A 17,502-nucleotide genomic window follows, 5' to 3' on the forward strand; every position below is an offset into this window, starting at 1 on the left:
GCACTGATCTGCCGCCGCGAGACAGAGCCGTTCGTTTGACAGACCCACTCAGGCCGCGGCGCGGTTGGTGAGCGGGCGGCGACGTGGTGCGCTGTCGGTCAGTGAACGCGGGGGAGGGGAGCGTTGGGGTTGTGCAGGTTGGTCCCGGGCGGCACGATCCCGCCGAGCGCCGTCATCGCCGCAACGGCCCGCTGCCCTGGCTCGTTGTCGCGCAACCATGCGTTCATGGCGGTGTGGGTGATGCCCGGTGCGACGGTGATTCCCCGGCCGCCGAGCAGCAGCGCGAGGCTGCGGGTGAGCACGTCCATCGCTCCCTTCGTCAACGAGGAGGTCAGGTGCGGCGGCACCATCCGGGTCGCCCCCCCGAGGAGACGTTGACAATGCGGCCACCACCGTCCGGCAGCGGCAGCCGGCGGGCAGCCGCCCGCCGGCTGTGCGGGCCGGGCCGGTACGAACGGCCCGGCCCGCGGCGTCATCCGACTGTCACCACCGGCCCCGTGACCACTTGGTGTACGCGTAGCCGAAGCAGCCGGCGTAGCCCCAAGCGCGCCACTTGCCCCGGAACGCCTTGCGGTTCTTGATGGAGTCCATGACGACCCCGCCGAACGCGCCGTAGGCGCAGGCCTTGCCGTAGCGCTTGGCGCGCTTCTTCCACTTGTTGGTGAACTTGTAGAACTTCTTCGCCCCGTGGTTGAGCCAGCAGGTGCCGCACCACCGGGTTTTGCCGTGGCCGCCGCTGCGGTTCCAGCACCACTTCCACACGCAGATGCGCTTGCCGTCCAGGTCCAGTTTGTTGGCCGGGTCCGCGCAGGTGTACTCGTAGCGGCCGCAGCTGCCCCCGTAGACCGGGTCGACCTGCAGGAACCGGCCGGTGGCGGGGTTGTAGAGCCGGACCCCCATCAGCATCAGCCCGGACGGGGCGTCCGCGGCACGGAGCTTGCCGCCGAGCCAGCCGTACCGGCGCTCACCGACCTCGTCGTCCGGAATGCCGTACTCGGACGCCTCACCGACCGTGCTCAGGCCGGCGTCGTCGCCGTGGATGGTGGCGACCACGTCGCCGTGCAGGTTGGTCAACTGCCAGCCGACGGTGCCGGCGGCACTGTCCCAGATCCCGGCTAGCTCCGCCAGCCCGGCCACCGGGCGGGTGTGGTCGGTGGCGTTCTCCTGCGTCCAGGCCGGCGTGTCCTCGTCGCCGTCGTAGTGGTGCACGGCGGTGACCGTCGCGGTGCCCGCCGTGTCGGTCCACGAACGGATCCGTTCGCCGTCGACGTCGAGCCGGTAGTCGGTGCTCCGCCCGCCCTGGGTGATCGTGTCCACCAGGTCGGTGACGTGGTAGCCGACGGTGACCTGCCCGCCGGCCGGGTTCGCGGTGTCGACCGCGGGAATGCTGGTGGTACGGCCCAGCGTGTCGTAGGCGTACCCGGCGGTGGTGACCCGGTCGGCGGTGTCGTAGCTCCACGTCCGGGTCGCCGCCGGGCTCGTGGCCTGGCAGCCCCCATCCCCGGCCGGGCCGTACTCGGTGCCCGACCGGCGGTTGCTGGCCGCGTCGAAGGCGTACGTCCGGATGGTGCAGGCCTCTCCCGCGGTGACCTGGACCTGGGTGAGCCGGCCGACCTGGTCGTAGCGGTACGCCTGGTGCGACAGCGTGCTCACGATCTCCCGGGCCTGGCCGTGGGCGGAGTGGTTCACCGACTCGCGGAACAGGGTGCAGTCGGTGGCCGCGCAACCCGGCCGGGTGTACGCGACCGCGACCGGCTCACCGCTCGGGTCGACCTGCCGGCTCACCACGACCCCGTTGGGCCAGCTTTCCGAGACCAGGGTGCCGTCCGGGTCGTAACGGCCGGTGAACAGGCCGGCCTGGCTGTCGTGCACGGAGGTGAGCAGGCCCCGCCGTTCGGTGCCCCCGTCGTAGGTGTGCACCCTGGTGCCCCGCCCGTCGGTGCTGGTCGCCACCCGGCTGCGCAGGTCGTACGTGGTGGTCGAGACGTTGCCGTCGGCGTCGGTGTACGACGTCAGCCGGCCCAACGTGTCGTAGCCCCGCACGATCTCGGCGGTCACCGTGCCGCCGCTGACCGACTGGGTCCGCACCAGCAGCCCGGTGACCGGGTCGTACACCTTGCGTTCGGCCGGCACGGCGGTGCCGGAGCCGGCCGGCCCGGTGACCGTCGTCTCGTACTCGCGCCCCGCCTCGTCGTACCGGGTGGTGGTGGTCCGCAGCACTCCGGCGCTGGTGCGTTCGGTGACCACCCGGGGCTGGTGGAACATGTCGTAGGTGGTGACCGTCGTCGGCAGTTCCGGTCCCTCGGCCGGCTGCCCGCCCGGCTGCACCCGGCAGGGCAGGTTGGCCCACTCCGGCCGCAGGTCGCACTCGGCGTGCCCGGAGCCGGCGGTGGCCCGGTAGACGACGGTCCGGCGGGTGGCCGGCGTGTTCGTCGACGTGCCACCGGCCGCTGTGGTGGTGGCCGTCTCCACGGCGGTGCCCGGGTCGTAGCTGCTGCGCACGGTGTGGGCCAGTCCGCCCGGGTCCGCGGTGGTCGCCGTCGGCTGCCGCAGCGACCAGTCGTAGGCGGTGCTGGTGGTGCGCTTGTCGGTGTCCACCTCGACACCGGTCGGCCCCCAGTGCCGGACCAGGTCCTCCCGGGTGGTGACCAGGTGGTAAGGGCCGCCGGCCGACGGCGCGCCCTGGTCGTAGGTGTTGCGGGTCAGGGGGCGGCCGAGGACGGTGGCGCCGCTGGGGAGCACCACCTCACGACGCGGGGCGAGGGTGGACAGCAGCCGCTGCCCGTCGTCGGACCACACCTGTTCGGTGGAGTGGTCCAGGGCCAGGCCGCTCTCCCGCTCCGGGGTGTCGCCGGGCGCGTCGTCCAACGCCCGGGCCCGGTTGGCGGCGGTCAGCGAACGGATCACGTTGCCGTGCGCGTCCCGCCAGGTGGCGGTGACGTGCCCGCCGGGGACGGCGGTGTTCACCTCCCGGGCGTTGGCGTCCAGGTAGGTCACCGACGCGCGTTCCCAGCTCGACGGCAGGGCGCCGGTCGCCGGGTTACCCGAGGGCACCTGGTCGGCGGGGAAGACCGCCGTGGCGTCGGTCGGCGCCTCGGATTGCCCCCAGCGGGCGGTCTGGGCCGGTGACAGGTCGTACGGGGCGCCGCCGCCGGAGACCGGAACCCGGTAGACGACCGTGTCGGTGGCGGTGCCGGCGGCGAGCGCGGACCGGCTCACCTGGTGCAGCCGGCCGGCACCGGGGTCACCGGGGACGGTGGTGTAGCGGAACCGCCACGACTCCTGACCGGGCGGGGTGACCGTGGACAGCACCCCGTCGGCCTGGTAGGCGTAGGTCTCCCACTGGTGCCGGACGACGCCGCCGTCGGCCCGGTCCCGCCGCGGGTCCCACCGCGCCCGCAACCGACCGGCGTCGTCGTAGGCGTAGCGGGCCAGCACCACGGTCCGCATGGCGGGGGTGGCCTGGTCCGGGTCCCACGCGGTGAACCCGATCTCCTTGACCCGGCCGAGGTAGTCGCCCCAGCTGTCCTCCGCGCCGCCGGTGGCGGTGGTGGCGGTGGCGTACCGGAACACCAACGCCCGGCAGCCGCGGGTCAGCGTCGCGCAGTTGACCCCGTCGGGCACCGGCGCGAGCATCCGGGTCGGGCGCAGCACCTCCTGCCCGGCAACGGTCACCCGCTCCCAGCTCCAGGTGGTGGTCTGGTCACTGCCCGGGGTGCGGGTGGCGGTCGGCACGTACCGGCCGGCGGCGGCGCCGGCGACCCGGGTGAACGTCACGGCGGTGCCGTCGGTGTCGGTGAGGGTGTACGTGTCGGTGGCCGCGGTGTGGGTCAGCTTCAGCGACTCCATTCCGACCTCGGGGTCGAAGACGGTGGCGGTGCGCCGGGAGAACCCGACGGTGTCTCCGTCGGTGGTGCCCACCTGCACGAGCGACCCGTACACGGTCAGCCCGGTCCAGGCCGCGTCGGCCTCCTCGACGGCGGCGCCGGACACCCAGCCGGGGCCGAACATCGCTGCGGCGTCCGTCTGGGCGGAGCGCCGGCTGTGGTAGGTGCGGGCGACGGTCAGGTCGCTGCCGTAGGCGTCCACCGACACGTCGGTGTCGGTGACGGAGAGGTCACCGGTGATCAGGTTGACGGTGCCCGGCCCGATCTCCTCGGTGGCGGCGGCGGCCTGGTCCCGGTCGAAGGTGATCCGGACCGCGCCGGATGCGCCGGCGGTGCCGCCGACGAAGGTGCCGCGCAGCTGCAGGGGACCGTCCCGGGGAACCGCCTGGGCGTCCACACCGGCGAGGGTGGCGGCCACGTCCCAGTTCAGCTTCGGGAACCCGCCGCCGCCGCTGGTCGGCAACGGCCAGGTCACCTTCCCGCCGCCGGCGGCGACCGTGACGTGCGCGGCGGGGATGTCGACCCACGCGTCGGTGTCGGCGCGCCGCCACTGGTACGTCACGCCGGTGGCCGTGGACCGGCCGACTCCGGTGATCGCGGTCTTCGCCGCGGTGAGGTCGCCGGTCCTCGGGCCGGTCACCGCGCCGCCGCCCACCGAGAAGGCATAGGCCCGCAGCGGCGACCGGTTGCCGGCCCGGTCGCGGGTGCGCACGTAGAGGGTGTGCGGGCCGTCGGCGGTGGGGGTCAGCGACAGGGTCACGTTCGCGCCCGGCGCGGCGGCGTTGACGACCTGGTTCGGCGGGTTGGTGTCCAGCCCGTACTCGTAGGCGGCGACATCGCCCACCCCGGCGGCGCCGAGGGTGAAGCTGCCGGCGGTGCCGGCGGCCCCGGCCCACTGCCCGGCCGGGTAGGCGGTCGAGGAGACGGTGGGCGACGCCGACGGGGCGACCGTGTCGACGGTGAACTCGCACCACGGGGACCAGGCGCCGGCCTCGGCGCCGTCGCTGCCGCGTACCCGCCACGCGTAGCTGCCGTCCTCGACGAACGCCCCGGCCGGGACGGTGGTCGACAGCCAGGAGCCGGACGCGCCCGGCCCCTCGGTCGCCGACCCGATAAGCGCGCCGCCGACCGCGTGCCACTCGAAGGTGGCGTGCACGGAGGATCCGTCGGCGTCGGTGACCTGGGCTCGCAGCTGCGGGGTCAGGCTGGCGATGTACGGGCGGTCGGCGCCGGTGGCGCAGACGGTCGACGGCGCCGTGGCCTGGGTGGTGACCGTGGTCTTCGACTCGTAGGTCAGTGTGACCTTGGGCGGGTTCGCCCCCTCGGCGGAGTGGAACCGTTTCCAGCCGTAGGTGTCGGTCTCGCTGGTGGCGCGCAGGCCGATGTTCGAGGTCTGCCAGCGCTCCTCAGCGGTCTTCTGGAAGGCGAGGGCCACCGGCACGGTGACCCAGCCGGCACCGCAGGAGGTGCCGAACCCCTTGGTCACGGTGGAGGTGCCCGCCTTCGCCAGCCAGGCCGGCTGCGCGGTCCACCGGGCCGTGTTGTTGACCGGGTTGACCTGCCAGGCCTCCCACGACCGGGCGGAGCAGGAGTAGGAGTGGTGGTTCCACAGGCTGAGGGTCGCCGCCGTCACCCGCTTGTCCCACAGCCAGGACAGGTTGTGGAAGCTCAGGAACGACCGGGCCTTGGTGGCGCCACCGTCGTGGGTACCCAGCTTCAGCTCCGTCGCCGTCGACTGGTCCGTGGTGTAGGTGTTCTGCACGAACGCGTCGAAGTTCGGGCCGAGGCTCTGCGACGGGTCGATGACCACCGGGTAGGTGGTGGCCCGGTCCGTGAGGAATCGGGCGTCGGGGGTCAGCACCAGCGTGGACTTCGCGCCGGTGCCCTCGTGCCGTACGCCCACCGCCGCCCGGTGCGTGCGCTCCCCGGAGGCCCGATCGACCCGGGAGTCCCACATCAGCGCCGGTAGCTGGCGGGCCCGCGTCGCCGCCGCGCTCGCCGTCCCGGGGGTGCGCCAGGGTAGGCGGATCTGCCGGACCTGGGCGGCAGCCTGCCGATTCTTGACCACGAGGGTCTGCTCATATCCGGTGCGGGTCGCCGTCACCACCAGGTCGACCCCGGGGCGGACCTCCGGGTAGGTGGCCGTGGCGCCGTCGAGGGTCGGCTCGGGCAGCCGGCCGGACCAGCCGAGTGTCGACTGCTGCCCGCCGGCGCCGAGCTGGATCAACTTGTGCTCGCCGGCGCCGGCCGGTCCGGACAGCTTCAGCCCGTACGGGTGTGCCGCCGGCGTCACCGAGCCGTCCGGGTTGCGCCGCAGCGTGGTGTCCACGTCGATCCAGCCGCCGTCGTCGCCCCGCATGCGCACCGGCCCGGCGCTGATCTCCGCCTCGACCGCTCCGTTGGGCAGCGCCCAGAACTCGGTGGTTTCGGTGGTCCGGCCGCTGATCAGGACCCGCTTGCCGGTCAGCCGCGCGGTGGCCAGCGCCGCCGGCTCGTCTGGCCGTTGCAGCGGCCCGTCGGGCTCGTCCGCAGGTGCCGTCGGTCCCTGTACCGGTGCCGCCTGCACCGGTCGGGCCTGCACCGCCGCGCCCAGGCCGGCCGCCAGCACGACGCTCAGCGCCGCCGCGATCCGGCGGCCGACACCGCCGGGATACCCGGCCCTGAAGGCCCGGCCCCATCTTCTTCCCTGTCTTGCCACCACGACCTCCTGGATGATCCGAGGCGTCTCTCGCCGTCGGTATCGGCCCCGTCCCGGTGACGCCCGTGCGTCGACAGGCGGGGCGCCGCCGCCATCGACGCGCCGCTCACCTCCGCGTCGCGCGGACGGCCCGCGACACGGAGGCGGCGACATCGTCGGCGAGGCGGACATCCCCGTGGATCAGGGCAGGCGTCACGGTAGGGACCAGCGCTTCGAAAACCCTTCGATCGGCAGGCCCGGAAACCCGTACCGGTGAACGGCCGGCGGTGCTCGGGTGGCCGGTGGAAGGCGTGCGGATTACCGGCGTGACGCCGCGGCTCACAGCTTGGGAACGGGGCCAACTGATCGAGCGACGATGATCCATAGTGGGGCGATGAACGACCGGAACTGGGGCCGGCGTTACCACCTGTTGGGGCCGGTGACGGTCCACGACGACGGGGTGCCGGTGCCATTGGGCGGGCCCAAACCCCGCACCATCCTGGCCGCGCTCCTGCTGAACGCCAACCGGGTGGTTTCGGAGGAACAGCTCGTCGCCCTCACCTGGGGGGAGACCTGGCCGGCGACGGTTCGCGGCCAGGTGCAGGCGTATGTGTCGGGCCTGCGCCGGCGGCTCGGCGCGGCGACCATTGTTCGTCGCCCACCCGGTTACCTGATCATGGTGCGGCCCGGCGAACTCGACCTGCACGACTTCGACGAGGCGGTGGCCCACGCCCAGCGCGAGACCGGCAACCCGGCCGCGCGGGCCGACCTGCTGCGCCGGGCCCTGGCTCGGTGGCCTGGGCCGGAGATGGGCGGCACCACCGAGGCGATGCGCGCCGCCCGGGGCCCCGAGCTGCGGGAACGCCGCCTCGCCGCGGCCGAGGAGTGGTACGACGCCGAGCTTGCCGCTGGGCGGCACGCCGAGATGGTCGGCCCGCTGCGGCAGGCGGTGCAAGCCGACCCGTTCCGGGAACGGCTGCACGCCCAGCTGATGCTCGCCCTGCACGGTTGCGGCCGGACCGCGGAGGCGCTCGACGTCTACGCGGCTGTCCGGGCCCGCCTCGCCGACGAACTCGGTGTCGACCCGGGTGTGGTGCTGCGACGAGCGCAGCAGTTGCTGTTGCGCGGCGACGATGCGGCGGCCGGCGGGCTGCCGGTCACCGTGCCCCGGCAGCTCCCCGCCGAGCTGCCGGGCTTCGTCGGCCGTGCCGGACAGCTCGCCGACCTGGACGCGGCGGTGCGCGACAGGTCCGGAGCCCGGATCGCCGTGGTCACCGGCACCGCCGGGGTGGGCAAGACCGCGTTGGCGGTGCTATGGGCGCACCGGGCGCACGCCCGGTTCCCCGACGGGCAGCTCTACGTGGACCTGCGGGGGTTCGATCCCGCCGGCCCGGCCATGACCGTGGCCGAGGCGGTTCGCGGCTTGCTCGACGCACTGCAGGTGCCGGCAGGGCGGATCCCGACCAGCCTGGACGCGCAGGTGGGCCTCTACCGCAGCCTGCTGGCCGACCGGCGGATGCTGGTGGTGCTGGACAACGCCCGCGACTCCGACCAGGTGCGCCCACTGCTGCCCGGCGCGACGTCCTGTTTCACGATCGTCACCAGCAGGGCAGACCTCGCCGGGCTGGTGGCCGTGGAGGGGGCGGTGCCGGTGCCGCTCGACCTGTTCTCGCCGGCCGAGGCGTGCCAGATGCTGGCCCGGCGGCTCGGCGCGGACCGGGTGCGCCGGGAACCGCAGGCGGTGCAGGAGATCATCGACGCCTCCGCACGGTTGCCGCTGGCCCTGGCCGTCGTCGCGGCGCGGGCCGCCGGCCGTCCCTCGTTCCCACTGTCGGCCCTCGCCGCCGAGCTGCGCGCGCACCATCGCCTCGACCGGTTCGACGGGGGCGGTCCGCGCAGCGACCTGCGCACCGTGCTCGCGGTGTCCTACCGGACGCTGGACGCCACCACGGCATGGGTGTTCCGGCTGCTCGGCCTGCACCCCGGGCCGAGCGTCTCGGTGGCCGCCGCGGCGAGCCTGACGGGCGTTGACGAAGAGGTGGCCCGCCGGGCGCTGGTCGCGCTCACCCGCGCCCACCTGCTGGACGAGCCGTCCCCGGGCCGGTACGGCATGCACGATCTGCTGCGCGGGTACGCTGCCGAACTGGTCCGCACCCTCGACCACGAGGGGCGGCGGCGGATGGCGACGCACCGCATGCTGGACCACTACCTGCACACCGCGCTGGCTGCGGATCGGCTGCTGAACCCCCAGCGGGACGCGATCGTGCTGGCGCCGCCCCAGGCCCGGGTGCGCCCCGAGACGCCGGCCGATGCCCAGGCGGCGATGCGATGGTTCACCGTGGAGCACCCCGTGCTCGTGGCCCTCGCCCTGACGGCGCCGGCCGGCTTCGACGGCCACCGCTGGCAGCTGGCCTGGGCCCTGGTGACCTACTTCGATCGGCAGGGACACTGGGACGACTACGTCGCGGTGCATCACGCAGCGCTCGACGCGGCGGGACACGACGCGGGGCCGTTGCCCCGGGCGCACGCCCACCGCAACCTGGGCCGTGCCTACAGCCGGCTGCGCCGGCTGCGCGAGGCGGACAGCCACCTGCGCCAGGCGCTGGCGCTGTACGGTCGGTGCGGTGACGAGGCCGGGGCGGCGCAGGTGCACGGCAACCTGTCCTGGGTGGCGGAGCGTGACGGCCGTTTCCGTGACGCACTGCACCACGCGCGGGAGGCCATGCTGCGGTACGAGCGGCTCGGCGACCCGGTGATGACCGCCAATGCCCGTAACACCGTGGGCTGGCAGCACGCGCAGTTGGGAGAGCTGGACCAGGCGTTCGACGACTGCCGGGCGGCGTTGGCCCTGCTGCGAAAGGCAGGTGACCGGTTCGGTGAGGCGGTCACGTGGGACAGCCTCGGTTACATCCACCATCAGCGCGGCGAGCCGTGGGAGGCGGTGGCCGGTTACGGGCGGGCGCTGGAGCTGTTCCGGGAGGCCGGCGACCTCAACAATGAGGGGCAGACCCTGACCAAGCTCGCCGCCGCATACGACCTGGCGGGCGAGCCGGCCTCGGCGCGGCGGTCGCGGCAGGAGGCGCTGCACATCTTCGACACGCTGGGGCACCCCGACGCGGAGAAACTGCGCGCCGAACTCGAGTGACGTGCCCGGATATCGGGTGCAGGCCCACGGGTACGGCGTGACCTGAACCGAGCGGATGACCCTTGCGGTGGATCGATGACTGGTTCCGGGACCAGCAGCTCGGTCCGGGGCCCGTACACCGAGACCGCCGGGTCGGTGAACGGGGGCCAGGCGCAGCCCAAACGCAGCCTGCCGGTCTCCGGCAACGGGGCATCACGGTGGGGCACGAGGACCTCCCGGGGCTGGTGCGGCTGTCTGGTAGCTCCACACCTACTCGGAAGGTCCTCGCCCTTTCCCGATCTCGGACCTGTCACCAACGTCTATGGACAGAACACCTAGCCGGTGACGCGGTGGAAGGTCCACCGCTGGTTGGAGTTGCCGGTGTCGCGGTACTGGATCAGCGCGACCCCGTCCGCCGTGCTGCCTCCGCTGACGTTGCACTTGTAGGCCCTGGTGGGTGCGATGGTGTACCGCACCGAGTCCACATCGACGTAGCCGGTGCCGTTGGGGTTGTAGGTGTAGATGCCGACCCGGTCACCGCGGTAACCGCCCCAGGTGAGCTGGTAGGTGGCACCGAACGAGGTGAACGAGGTCCCGTCGAGGCTGTAGGAGAACCGGCTGACCCGTTGACATCCCACGAGGTGCGCAGCCACACGGCGTTCTGTGTGATCACCGGACCGTGGGTCAGGGTGCCGCCGACGTTGTGCGCGATCGTGGCGGTGGTCCCGGAGCGACGGACACCCAACCCGGCGTAGGTTGCCGCGTAGTGGCACAGCCCGGCGTGCTGGCCGTCGGTGAGGCCCGCCAGTTCGAGGCGGACTGTCACCGTCGCGCCGCCCGCCGTGCGCAGCACCCGTTGGGTGAGTGTGTTCCCGGCCTTGGTCAGGTTGTCGGCCACCAGCGGTGCGAACGCCTTCAAGCGCAGGAAGCCGGGGCGTTCAGTCAACGACCACCGGTCCGCGCGCGGCTGGTAGTGCCACTCCCACTGCGGCTTGAGGCGGGTGTCGGTGAACAAGTCGCTGGTCACCACGGGGGCCAGCGCGTCGACCGGCACACCGGGCGTGCCTCCGGCGGGCACTCGGCCCGTCCACACCATGTTGCCGATGCCGTCCGCGCCCACCGAGCCCAGGACCGGCCAGCCGTCCACCCAGGTCACCGGCAGCAGGGACAGCACGCGCCCCTCCCAGCCGCCGTGGCCGTGATGGGTCACAAAGTGCCATGGGCCGTCCGGAGCCTGCACCAGTCCGCCCTGGTCGGGCTCGCGGTCCACGGAGCTGTTGACGTGCTGCAGCTGTCGGGTCCCGAACGGGCCGTAGAGGCTGGAGCGCGGTTCATCATGAGCACCCGGCCCTCGGACTTCACCTCGCTGAAGAGTGGATGACCGCAGATGGGCCGACCAGTGACTTCCCGTCCGTGGACAGCTTGCAGGTGCACCATGTAGGCGTCTGCGTAGCGCGTGGTGACCAGGTAGCCCTGGCCGTCGTCGTTGCAGAACGGGCACACGTCGTTCCAGCCGGAGGTCCGCCACAGCGCGTGCAACGGCTCCCACGGCCCGGTCGGCGACGGGGCCGACGTCATGAAGAAGCCTTCGTCGGGCGTGTTGAAGTACACCCAGTACCGCCCCGCGTGGTAGCGGATGGACGCGGCCCACGCCACGGCCGTAGCGGTTCATCCGGTCCCAGTTCAGCTCTGATCCGATGCGGGTGACATCGTCGACCGCGCCACCGAGCGTCCGCCAGTTGACCAGGTCCTTCGAATGCAGGACAGCCATGCCGGGCGAGTACCCGAACGTGCTGGTGATGCCGTAGTGGTCGGCGCCGACCCGGATGCAGGCCCAGTCGCTGAGGTCGGCCGGGATGATGGGGTTGACGTAGGTGCCGTCGCCCTGGTCGCCCCACGTCCCGGGCCGGAAATGAGGCTGCCGCCGTGCTTGGTGGCAGCGGGCCCGGCTGCACGAGCGCCCCGGTGCCGACCGCGGCGAGCCGGCCGAACTGTCGTCTGGTGATGTCCACGATTCTGTCCTCGCGGAGAAAGCAACATATGTATTGGCGGAATCCCAGCAATGCCGCCACCGAGCAGCGCTGGTCGCCGGAGGACGCCTCGTCACCACCGGATGTGAGACAGAGCCGAAACCGACGCACTCCCTCGGGTGCGGCTGGAGTATTAGGCTGTCGGTGGCGGCTTGGCGAGGGGACGGCGATGAGCGGAGACCTGCCGGGCATTGCCCCTTCGGCGGACGTGTTGGCCCTTCTGGATTCCGATCCTCATGGGTGTGCGATGGCCGCTGCGGTTCGTGATCAGGATGCGGTCATCGTCGACTTCAAGCTGGTCTATCTCAACGAGGCCGGCGGCCGCTTTCTGGGGCGCCCTCGGGAAGAGTTGATCGGACGCGGCTACCGAGAGTTGTGGCCGGACACCGTCACCGACGGCACCCTGCCGTTCTATCGGCGAGTGGTGCAGGAGCGGGTGCCAGCTGTTCGCACCGTGTACTACGACCGGGCGAGCGTGACAGGGCATTTCGAGTTTCGGGTGGTGCCGTTCGGGGACGGGTTCATCGCACGGTTCGTCGATCTCAGCAAGCTGACCATGGGGGCGCAGACGGAGGGCGGGACTCGGCTGTACGAGGCGCTCGACGCGGCGTTCGACGGGTTCGCCCTGCTGCGGGCGGTTCGTGACGACGACGGAACGATTGCGGCTTTCACCCGTGAGTACGTCAATCAAATCGGCGCCAAGCTCGCCGGCCGCACCGTCGAAGAGCTTGTCGGGCACCGGGTCAGCGAAACCTCCGCCAGTAGCACCGAGCTGGGCCTACTCCCGTTCTTTCGCCAGGTCGCCGATGGGGGCGAACCGTGGCAGCAGCAGCTCACCTCACCCACCACCGGGCAAGTGTGGGAGCTGAAGGTCACCCGGGTCGATGTCGATGTCGTCGCCGTGTCCTACCGCGACGTCACCGAACAGGTCGGCCACCAATTGCAGCTCGAGAGCAGCGCGGCGCAGGTCCGCGCCGCCGCGACCCGCACCGCGGCGCTGCAGACCGTCACCGCCGCACTGGTCGCGGCCAGTACGCCAGAGCAGGTGTATGACGCGTTGGGCGAGGTCGTACGGTCCTCGGCGGGCGGGAACAGCCTCGCGGTCCTACTCACCGAGCAGGACCGGCTGGTGTTGCGCTACCACGCCGGATACGAAGACCACGTCGTCGCCGCGCTGCGGGCCTTGCCGTTGTCCCACCCCTACCCGGCCACCGGCGTCAGCACCACCGGCCAGCCACGCTACCTCGGCTCGCCCGAGGAATTCGCCAGGGCACAACTTGACACGCGCGTCGCCGTCCCTGGCGGGGGCAGGGCCGCGTGGGCGTTCCTACCACTGAGCACCGGCGGGCAGGTGCTCGGCGCGCTGGTGATCGGCTACCCCCGTCCGCGGCAGTTCGACGAGGACGAGCGCGAGAACCTGATCGCGTTCAGTCGGCTCGCCGCCCAGGCGTTGCAGCGTGCCTTCCTCTTTCAGGCTCAGTTGTCGATCGCGGCAGACCTGCAACGGGCCCTGCTGCCGACCGCGCTACCCACCCTGCGCGGCGCACGACACGCCGTGCGGTACCTGCCCTGGACCCAGGGCGCGGACATCGGCGGCGACTGGTACGACGTCATCCAGATCGATCCGGACACCGCAGCGGTCGTCATCGGTGACGTCGCCGGCCACAGCCCTCAGGCAGCGGCGATGATGGGCCAACTACGCAACGCCATCCGCGCCTACGCCGCTGACGGACACAGCCCCACGGGGGTGATGCGTCGGGTGAACGAGTTGCTGCTGCGGTTCGAGCCTCACGCCATGGCCACCTGCTGCTACCTCGAGCTGCACCTGACCGAAGGGACCGCGACCGCCGTGCTCGCCGGGCACCCACCTCCCGTGCTGCGCGTCGACGGGCACGCCCGCTGCCTACCGCTGAGGACGGGACCACCTCTGGGCGTCCGCGGCGCCCACTACCACGACTCCACCTTCCTGCTGCCCAGCGGATGCAGCCTCGTGCTCTATACCGATGGCCTCGTCGAAGACCGCCGCTACCCCCTCGACCAGGGTCTGACGGACCTGCTCGCGGCGCTGGACTCGGCACCAACGGACAACCCCGAAGACTTGGTGGAACACCTCGTGAAGGCCGACATCGGACCGTATCCACGCCGCGACGACGTGGCCATCCTCGCACTCACCGTCACCGCAGCACCGCCGCCCGGGCCGCGCACCGCCCGACGACGCTTCCGCGGTGACGCCACCAGCACATCGGCTGCCCGGCACTTCGCCGACGACATCCTGGCCGCGTGGGACCAGCACCCGCTGCGCGAGGACGCGGGCCTCATCCTCGGCGAAGTCATCGCCAACGCGGTGCAACACACGGCCGGCGACGTGGAAGTCCGCATCACCATGGGCCAACGACTACGCATTGACGTGCACGACAGCAGCAACCGTCGACCCGTCAAACGATCCATCGACAGCTCCAGCGACACAGGCCGGGGCATGCACATCATCGAACGCCTCGCCCACGCGTGGGGATCCGCACCACTTCCCGGAACCGGCAAAACCGTCTGGTTCGAACTCCGCCCGCCCGAACAACGAGCTTGACACGCGCCATCCGCCGACCGGCTACCCGCCGTCCCCACTGCCAAAGGTCTGACGACCGGGGAGATCAGCGTGCACGTCGCCGAGATCTACGGCGCGCCGGTCAGCAAGGAGACGATCTCGCGGATCACTGACAAGGCGGTCGAGGAGATGACCGACTGGTCTCACCGGCCTCTGGATGAGATCTACGCAGCGACGCCGCCCGAACCGCTCGGCGGCGGCCTGGGCGGGCCGGGAAAGCCCTGCCCACCGGGCCGCCGCCGAGCGGCGCGTTCACGTCCGTGCAGGGATCAGATGAACCGCCAGAGGTGGTCGTCGCTGCCGTTGTCGTCCCAGACGGTGACCTGTGCGCCGGCCGAGGTCGACCCGTTGGTGACGCCGAGGACCCGGCCGCCGTTGGCGCACTGGATGCGGAAGTAACCGTTGCGGCCGTACCGCAGCCGCCATCGGTGGTCGTTGGTGCCGTTGTCCGCCCACTGCAGGACCCGGGCGCCGTTGACGGTCGACATGTTCTCGACGCCGAGCACCTTGCCACTGTGGGAGTTGCGTAGGCGCAGGTAGCCGTCGGTGTCCACGATCGCGGTCCAGAGGTGGTCGGCGGTGCCGTTGTCGTTCCACTGGATGACCAGCCCGCCGTCGGCGGTGGACATGTTCTGCACACCGAGCACCAGCCCGCTGTTGAGGTTCTGGAGCCGGCGGGCCCCGTTCGGGATGAACCGCCACTGGTTGTCCCGGCTGCCGTTGTCCTGGTCCTGCACCGCCTGCGCCCCCTGTGCCGTCGACCCGTCCAGGATCGCCAGCAGCTTGCCGGTGTGCACGTTGCGCAGCTTGTGTGAACCGTCGCCCGCGTCGACGAGGGTCCAGAGGTGGTCGGCGGTGCCGTTGTCGGCCCACTGGAGAATGCGGGCGTTGTCGGCGGTGGACATGTTGTCCACCCCGAGCACCTTGCCGCTGTTGACGTTGCGCAGCCGTACCGCCGTCCCGTCGACCACGATCTGCCAGTCGTGGTCGGCGGTGCCGGTGTCGCCCCACTGGAGCGCAAGCCCGCCGTCGGCGGTGGACATGTCCCTGATGCCGAGCACCAGGTTGCTGGCCGCGTTGGCCAGGCGGAAGCTGGCGGTGCCCCCGCCGGTGGCCCAGTAGACGGTGTAGTTGTGCCCGTGGGCGTCGTGGAAGGGCCCGAGGTTGACCGGGGAGCCGTTGGCGACGGCGGTGAACGCGAGCGCGCTGGTGCTGGTCCGGGTGATCGAGGTGGGGTCGAGGGAGGGCAGCGCGCTCAGGGCCGTGTTGCCGTAGTTGCCGGACAACACCACCGGGCCGTACGTGATCGCCTGCACGGCCGGGTTGTCGTTGGCGGCGGCCAGGACGACGCGCATCGGCAGGCGGACCGTGACCACGTCCCCGGAGGTCCAGGAGCGGGTCAGGCTGGCGTAGCTGCCCGGCGTCGTGGCGATGTTCTGCGGCGTGCCGTTGACGCTGATGCCCGCCCCGCTCGTCCACGCCGGGATTCGGATCCGCATGGTCCATGACCCGCCGACCGAGCCCGTGACGGTGATGGTCGTGGTGTCGTTGGCCGGGTACGAGGTGGTCTGGGCGACCGTGATTCCGCGCTGCGACCAGTTGAGCACCGACGGCATGAACAGGTTGACCGTCAGGGTCGTGCCGTTGTGGAAGTAGATGGAGTCCATCAGCTTGGTGTTGGTCTCCAGCCCGGTGCCCTGGCAACACCAGAAGGAGTCGTAGTCGGTGCTCCAGGTGCCACCGCCCCACGCCGGACCGACGCCACGCCGGCCGCCGGGGTTGAGCGGTGTGAAGTAGGTGACGTGACCGTGGTTGTCGGCGGGGTTCTGCTGACCGATCATGTGGTTGAGCAGCGCCCGCTCGTAGTAGTCGAAGTAGGCCGCGCGGTTCGGGTCCAGCAGCCACAGCTCACGCGTCAGCTTCAGCATGTTGTACGTGTTGCACGCCTCGCAGGCGTCCGTGCGCAGGTACGTGGCGATGGCGTCGGGGGCTCGGAAGTGCTCGGCCTGGCTGTTGCCGCCGATGACGTAGGTGTGCGCGTCGACGGTGATGTTCCACGCGTTGCTGGCGATGTCCCGGTAGCGGGTGGTGCCGGTGGCCTTGAACTCACGGGCGGCACCCACCCACTTGGGAACCTGGGTGTTGGCGTGCAGCCCGGCTAGCTGGTCCTGGTTGGCGGCCAGCGGGTCGAAGACGGCGGCGTGGTCGAACCGCTGGGCGGCGGTCAGCCAGCGGGCGTCGCCGGTCTGCTGGTACAGGTCGGTCAGGACGAGGTTCATGCCGCCGAACTCGGTGGCCAGCATGGCCTGCATCTGGCTCGTGGTCAACCGGCTGGTGCGCCAGTCGACCCAGCCGGCGAGCGCCAGAAGGACGTCGCGGGCCTGGGTGTTGCCGATGTGACGCCACACGTCGAGCAGGCCGGCGAGGGTTTTGTCGATGCAGTAGTACGGCACGTTGCCGTTGGTCAACGTCCGCGCTTCGAGGCTGGTGAAGTCGGACTCGGGGAACCCGGAGAGGTATCCGGTGTTGAAGCCGGCGGCAACGTTGTTCGCCTGGCACTTGGCGAGTTCGGCCACCATCAGGTTGGCCTTGTCCCGGCAGGTCGTGTCGCCGAGCACCGCCCACGCGTGCGCCCAGGCGGTCAGGAAGTGCCCCTGAACGTGGCTGCGGAAGGGGAACGTGGGACCGTCCCAGCCGCCGGGTGCCGCGACACCGCCGGTGGAGAGGCGATGGTTGGCGCGGAAGTTGTAGAGCAGCCGGTTGACGTCGACGAAGCGCAGGTAGTTCAGGGTGCGGGTCTGGTTGTCCAGCCACCGGCTGGCGGTCAGCCGGACCTGCCCGAGGTCGAACGGAAATGCCGAGACGCCGATATCCGGCCGGGCTGGGGCAAGGGCGGCGGACGCGGGCGCGGCACCGACGGTGGCGGCGCCGGTAGCGGACACCACCGCCGTCGCGCCGACGGCCTGGATCAGACGGCGCCGGCTGATTGGCGAGGACATGGGGCCTCCGTGGTCTGCGGGGTGGTCGTCGGTTGTGCGGGCGGCCGGCGCTCGCGTTCCGGGGGGAGGGGCGCCGGCATCGCTGTGGGTCGCGTGGAGTCCAACCAGGGGTGACGGTTGCAAGCAGGTGGCCGCAAACCGGGATGTGAGCGTCAACAGGGGCGGGCCACTGTGGTGGCTGAAGGG

The 17,502-nt window shown here is 71.6% G+C and carries 7 protein-coding genes and 3 pseudogenes; 3 read left to right on the forward strand and 7 right to left on the reverse strand.

Going from position 1 to position 17,502, the window contains the following annotated elements; all coding sequences use genetic code 11:
* Positions 1 to 98 precede the first annotated feature (98 nt).
* Together E1182_RS02335 and E1182_RS02340 are read right to left on the reverse strand one after the other, a co-directional pair.
* The gene (locus tag E1182_RS02335; RefSeq protein ID WP_132260948.1) at positions 99 to 308 is read right to left on the reverse strand and encodes a hypothetical protein; all 210 of its coding nucleotides are present in this window, start codon (positions 306 to 308) and stop codon (positions 99 to 101) included.
* 175 nt (positions 309 to 483) lie between these two features.
* Positions 484 to 6,585 carry a DNRLRE domain-containing protein gene (locus E1182_RS02340; RefSeq protein ID WP_165942483.1) on the reverse strand — a complete coding sequence of 2,034 codons (6,102 nt, stop codon included), beginning with the start codon at positions 6,583 to 6,585 and terminating at the stop codon, positions 484 to 486.
* A gap of 373 nt (positions 6,586 to 6,958) precedes the next feature.
* Here E1182_RS02340 and E1182_RS02345 point away from each other — a divergent pair, with 373 nt between their 5' ends.
* Positions 6,959 to 9,709, forward strand: coding sequence for a BTAD domain-containing putative transcriptional regulator (locus E1182_RS02345; protein ID WP_132260950.1), 2,751 nt, complete (start codon positions 6,959 to 6,961; stop codon positions 9,707 to 9,709).
* Between the two features lie 314 nt (positions 9,710 to 10,023).
* On the opposite strand, the gene E1182_RS31535 is transcribed toward E1182_RS02345, so the two are convergent.
* From E1182_RS31535 to E1182_RS32890, 4 genes and pseudogenes are all read right to left on the reverse strand, one after another.
* Positions 10,024 to 10,341, reverse strand: a complete 318-nt coding sequence (locus E1182_RS31535; protein WP_207921231.1) for a hypothetical protein — start codon at positions 10,339 to 10,341, stop codon at positions 10,024 to 10,026.
* A gap of 44 nt (positions 10,342 to 10,385) precedes the next feature.
* Positions 10,386 to 10,784, reverse strand: a pseudogene (locus E1182_RS32880) (hypothetical protein); the annotation flags it as partial.
* 110 nt (positions 10,785 to 10,894) lie between these two features.
* Positions 10,895 to 11,344, reverse strand: coding sequence for a family 43 glycosylhydrolase (locus E1182_RS32885; RefSeq protein ID WP_207921232.1), 450 nt, complete (start codon positions 11,342 to 11,344; stop codon positions 10,895 to 10,897).
* A gap of 58 nt (positions 11,345 to 11,402) precedes the next feature.
* Positions 11,403 to 11,798, reverse strand: a pseudogene (locus E1182_RS32890) (family 43 glycosylhydrolase); the annotation flags it as partial.
* Positions 11,799 to 11,887: 89 nt separating this feature from the next.
* On the opposite strand from E1182_RS32890, the gene E1182_RS02355 reads away from it, so the two are divergent.
* Positions 11,888 to 14,299 carry a SpoIIE family protein phosphatase gene (locus E1182_RS02355; protein WP_165942484.1) on the forward strand — a complete coding sequence of 804 codons (2,412 nt, stop codon included), beginning with the start codon at positions 11,888 to 11,890 and terminating at the stop codon, positions 14,297 to 14,299.
* Between the two features lie 39 nt (positions 14,300 to 14,338).
* Positions 14,339 to 14,491: pseudogene (locus tag E1182_RS02360) on the forward strand (transposase); the annotation flags it as partial.
* Between the two features lie 95 nt (positions 14,492 to 14,586).
* Here E1182_RS02360 and E1182_RS02365 read toward each other — a convergent pair.
* On the reverse strand, positions 14,587 to 17,316 hold the full coding sequence (locus E1182_RS02365; RefSeq protein ID WP_132260952.1) for a beta-L-arabinofuranosidase domain-containing protein: 2,730 nt from the start codon (positions 17,314 to 17,316) through the stop codon (positions 14,587 to 14,589).
* Between the last annotated feature and the right edge of the window lie 186 nt (positions 17,317 to 17,502).

It is taken from the genome of Micromonospora sp. KC721, from assembly GCF_004348355.1.
In the GTDB taxonomy this organism is placed as follows: Bacteria; Actinomycetota; Actinomycetes; order Mycobacteriales; family Micromonosporaceae; genus Micromonospora.

Coding starts and splice junctions, on each gene's coding strand:
- E1182_RS02335 (WP_132260948.1), bottom strand. CDS start 308: ATGGACGTGCTCACCCGCAGCCTCGCGCTGCTGCTCGGCGGCCGGGGA.
- E1182_RS02345 (WP_132260950.1), top strand. CDS start 6,959: ATGAACGACCGGAACTGGGGCCGGCGTTACCACCTGTTGGGGCCGGTG.
- E1182_RS02355 (WP_165942484.1), top strand. CDS start 11,888: ATGAGCGGAGACCTGCCGGGCATTGCCCCTTCGGCGGACGTGTTGGCC.
- E1182_RS02365 (WP_132260952.1), bottom strand. CDS start 17,316: ATGTCCTCGCCAATCAGCCGGCGCCGTCTGATCCAGGCCGTCGGCGCG.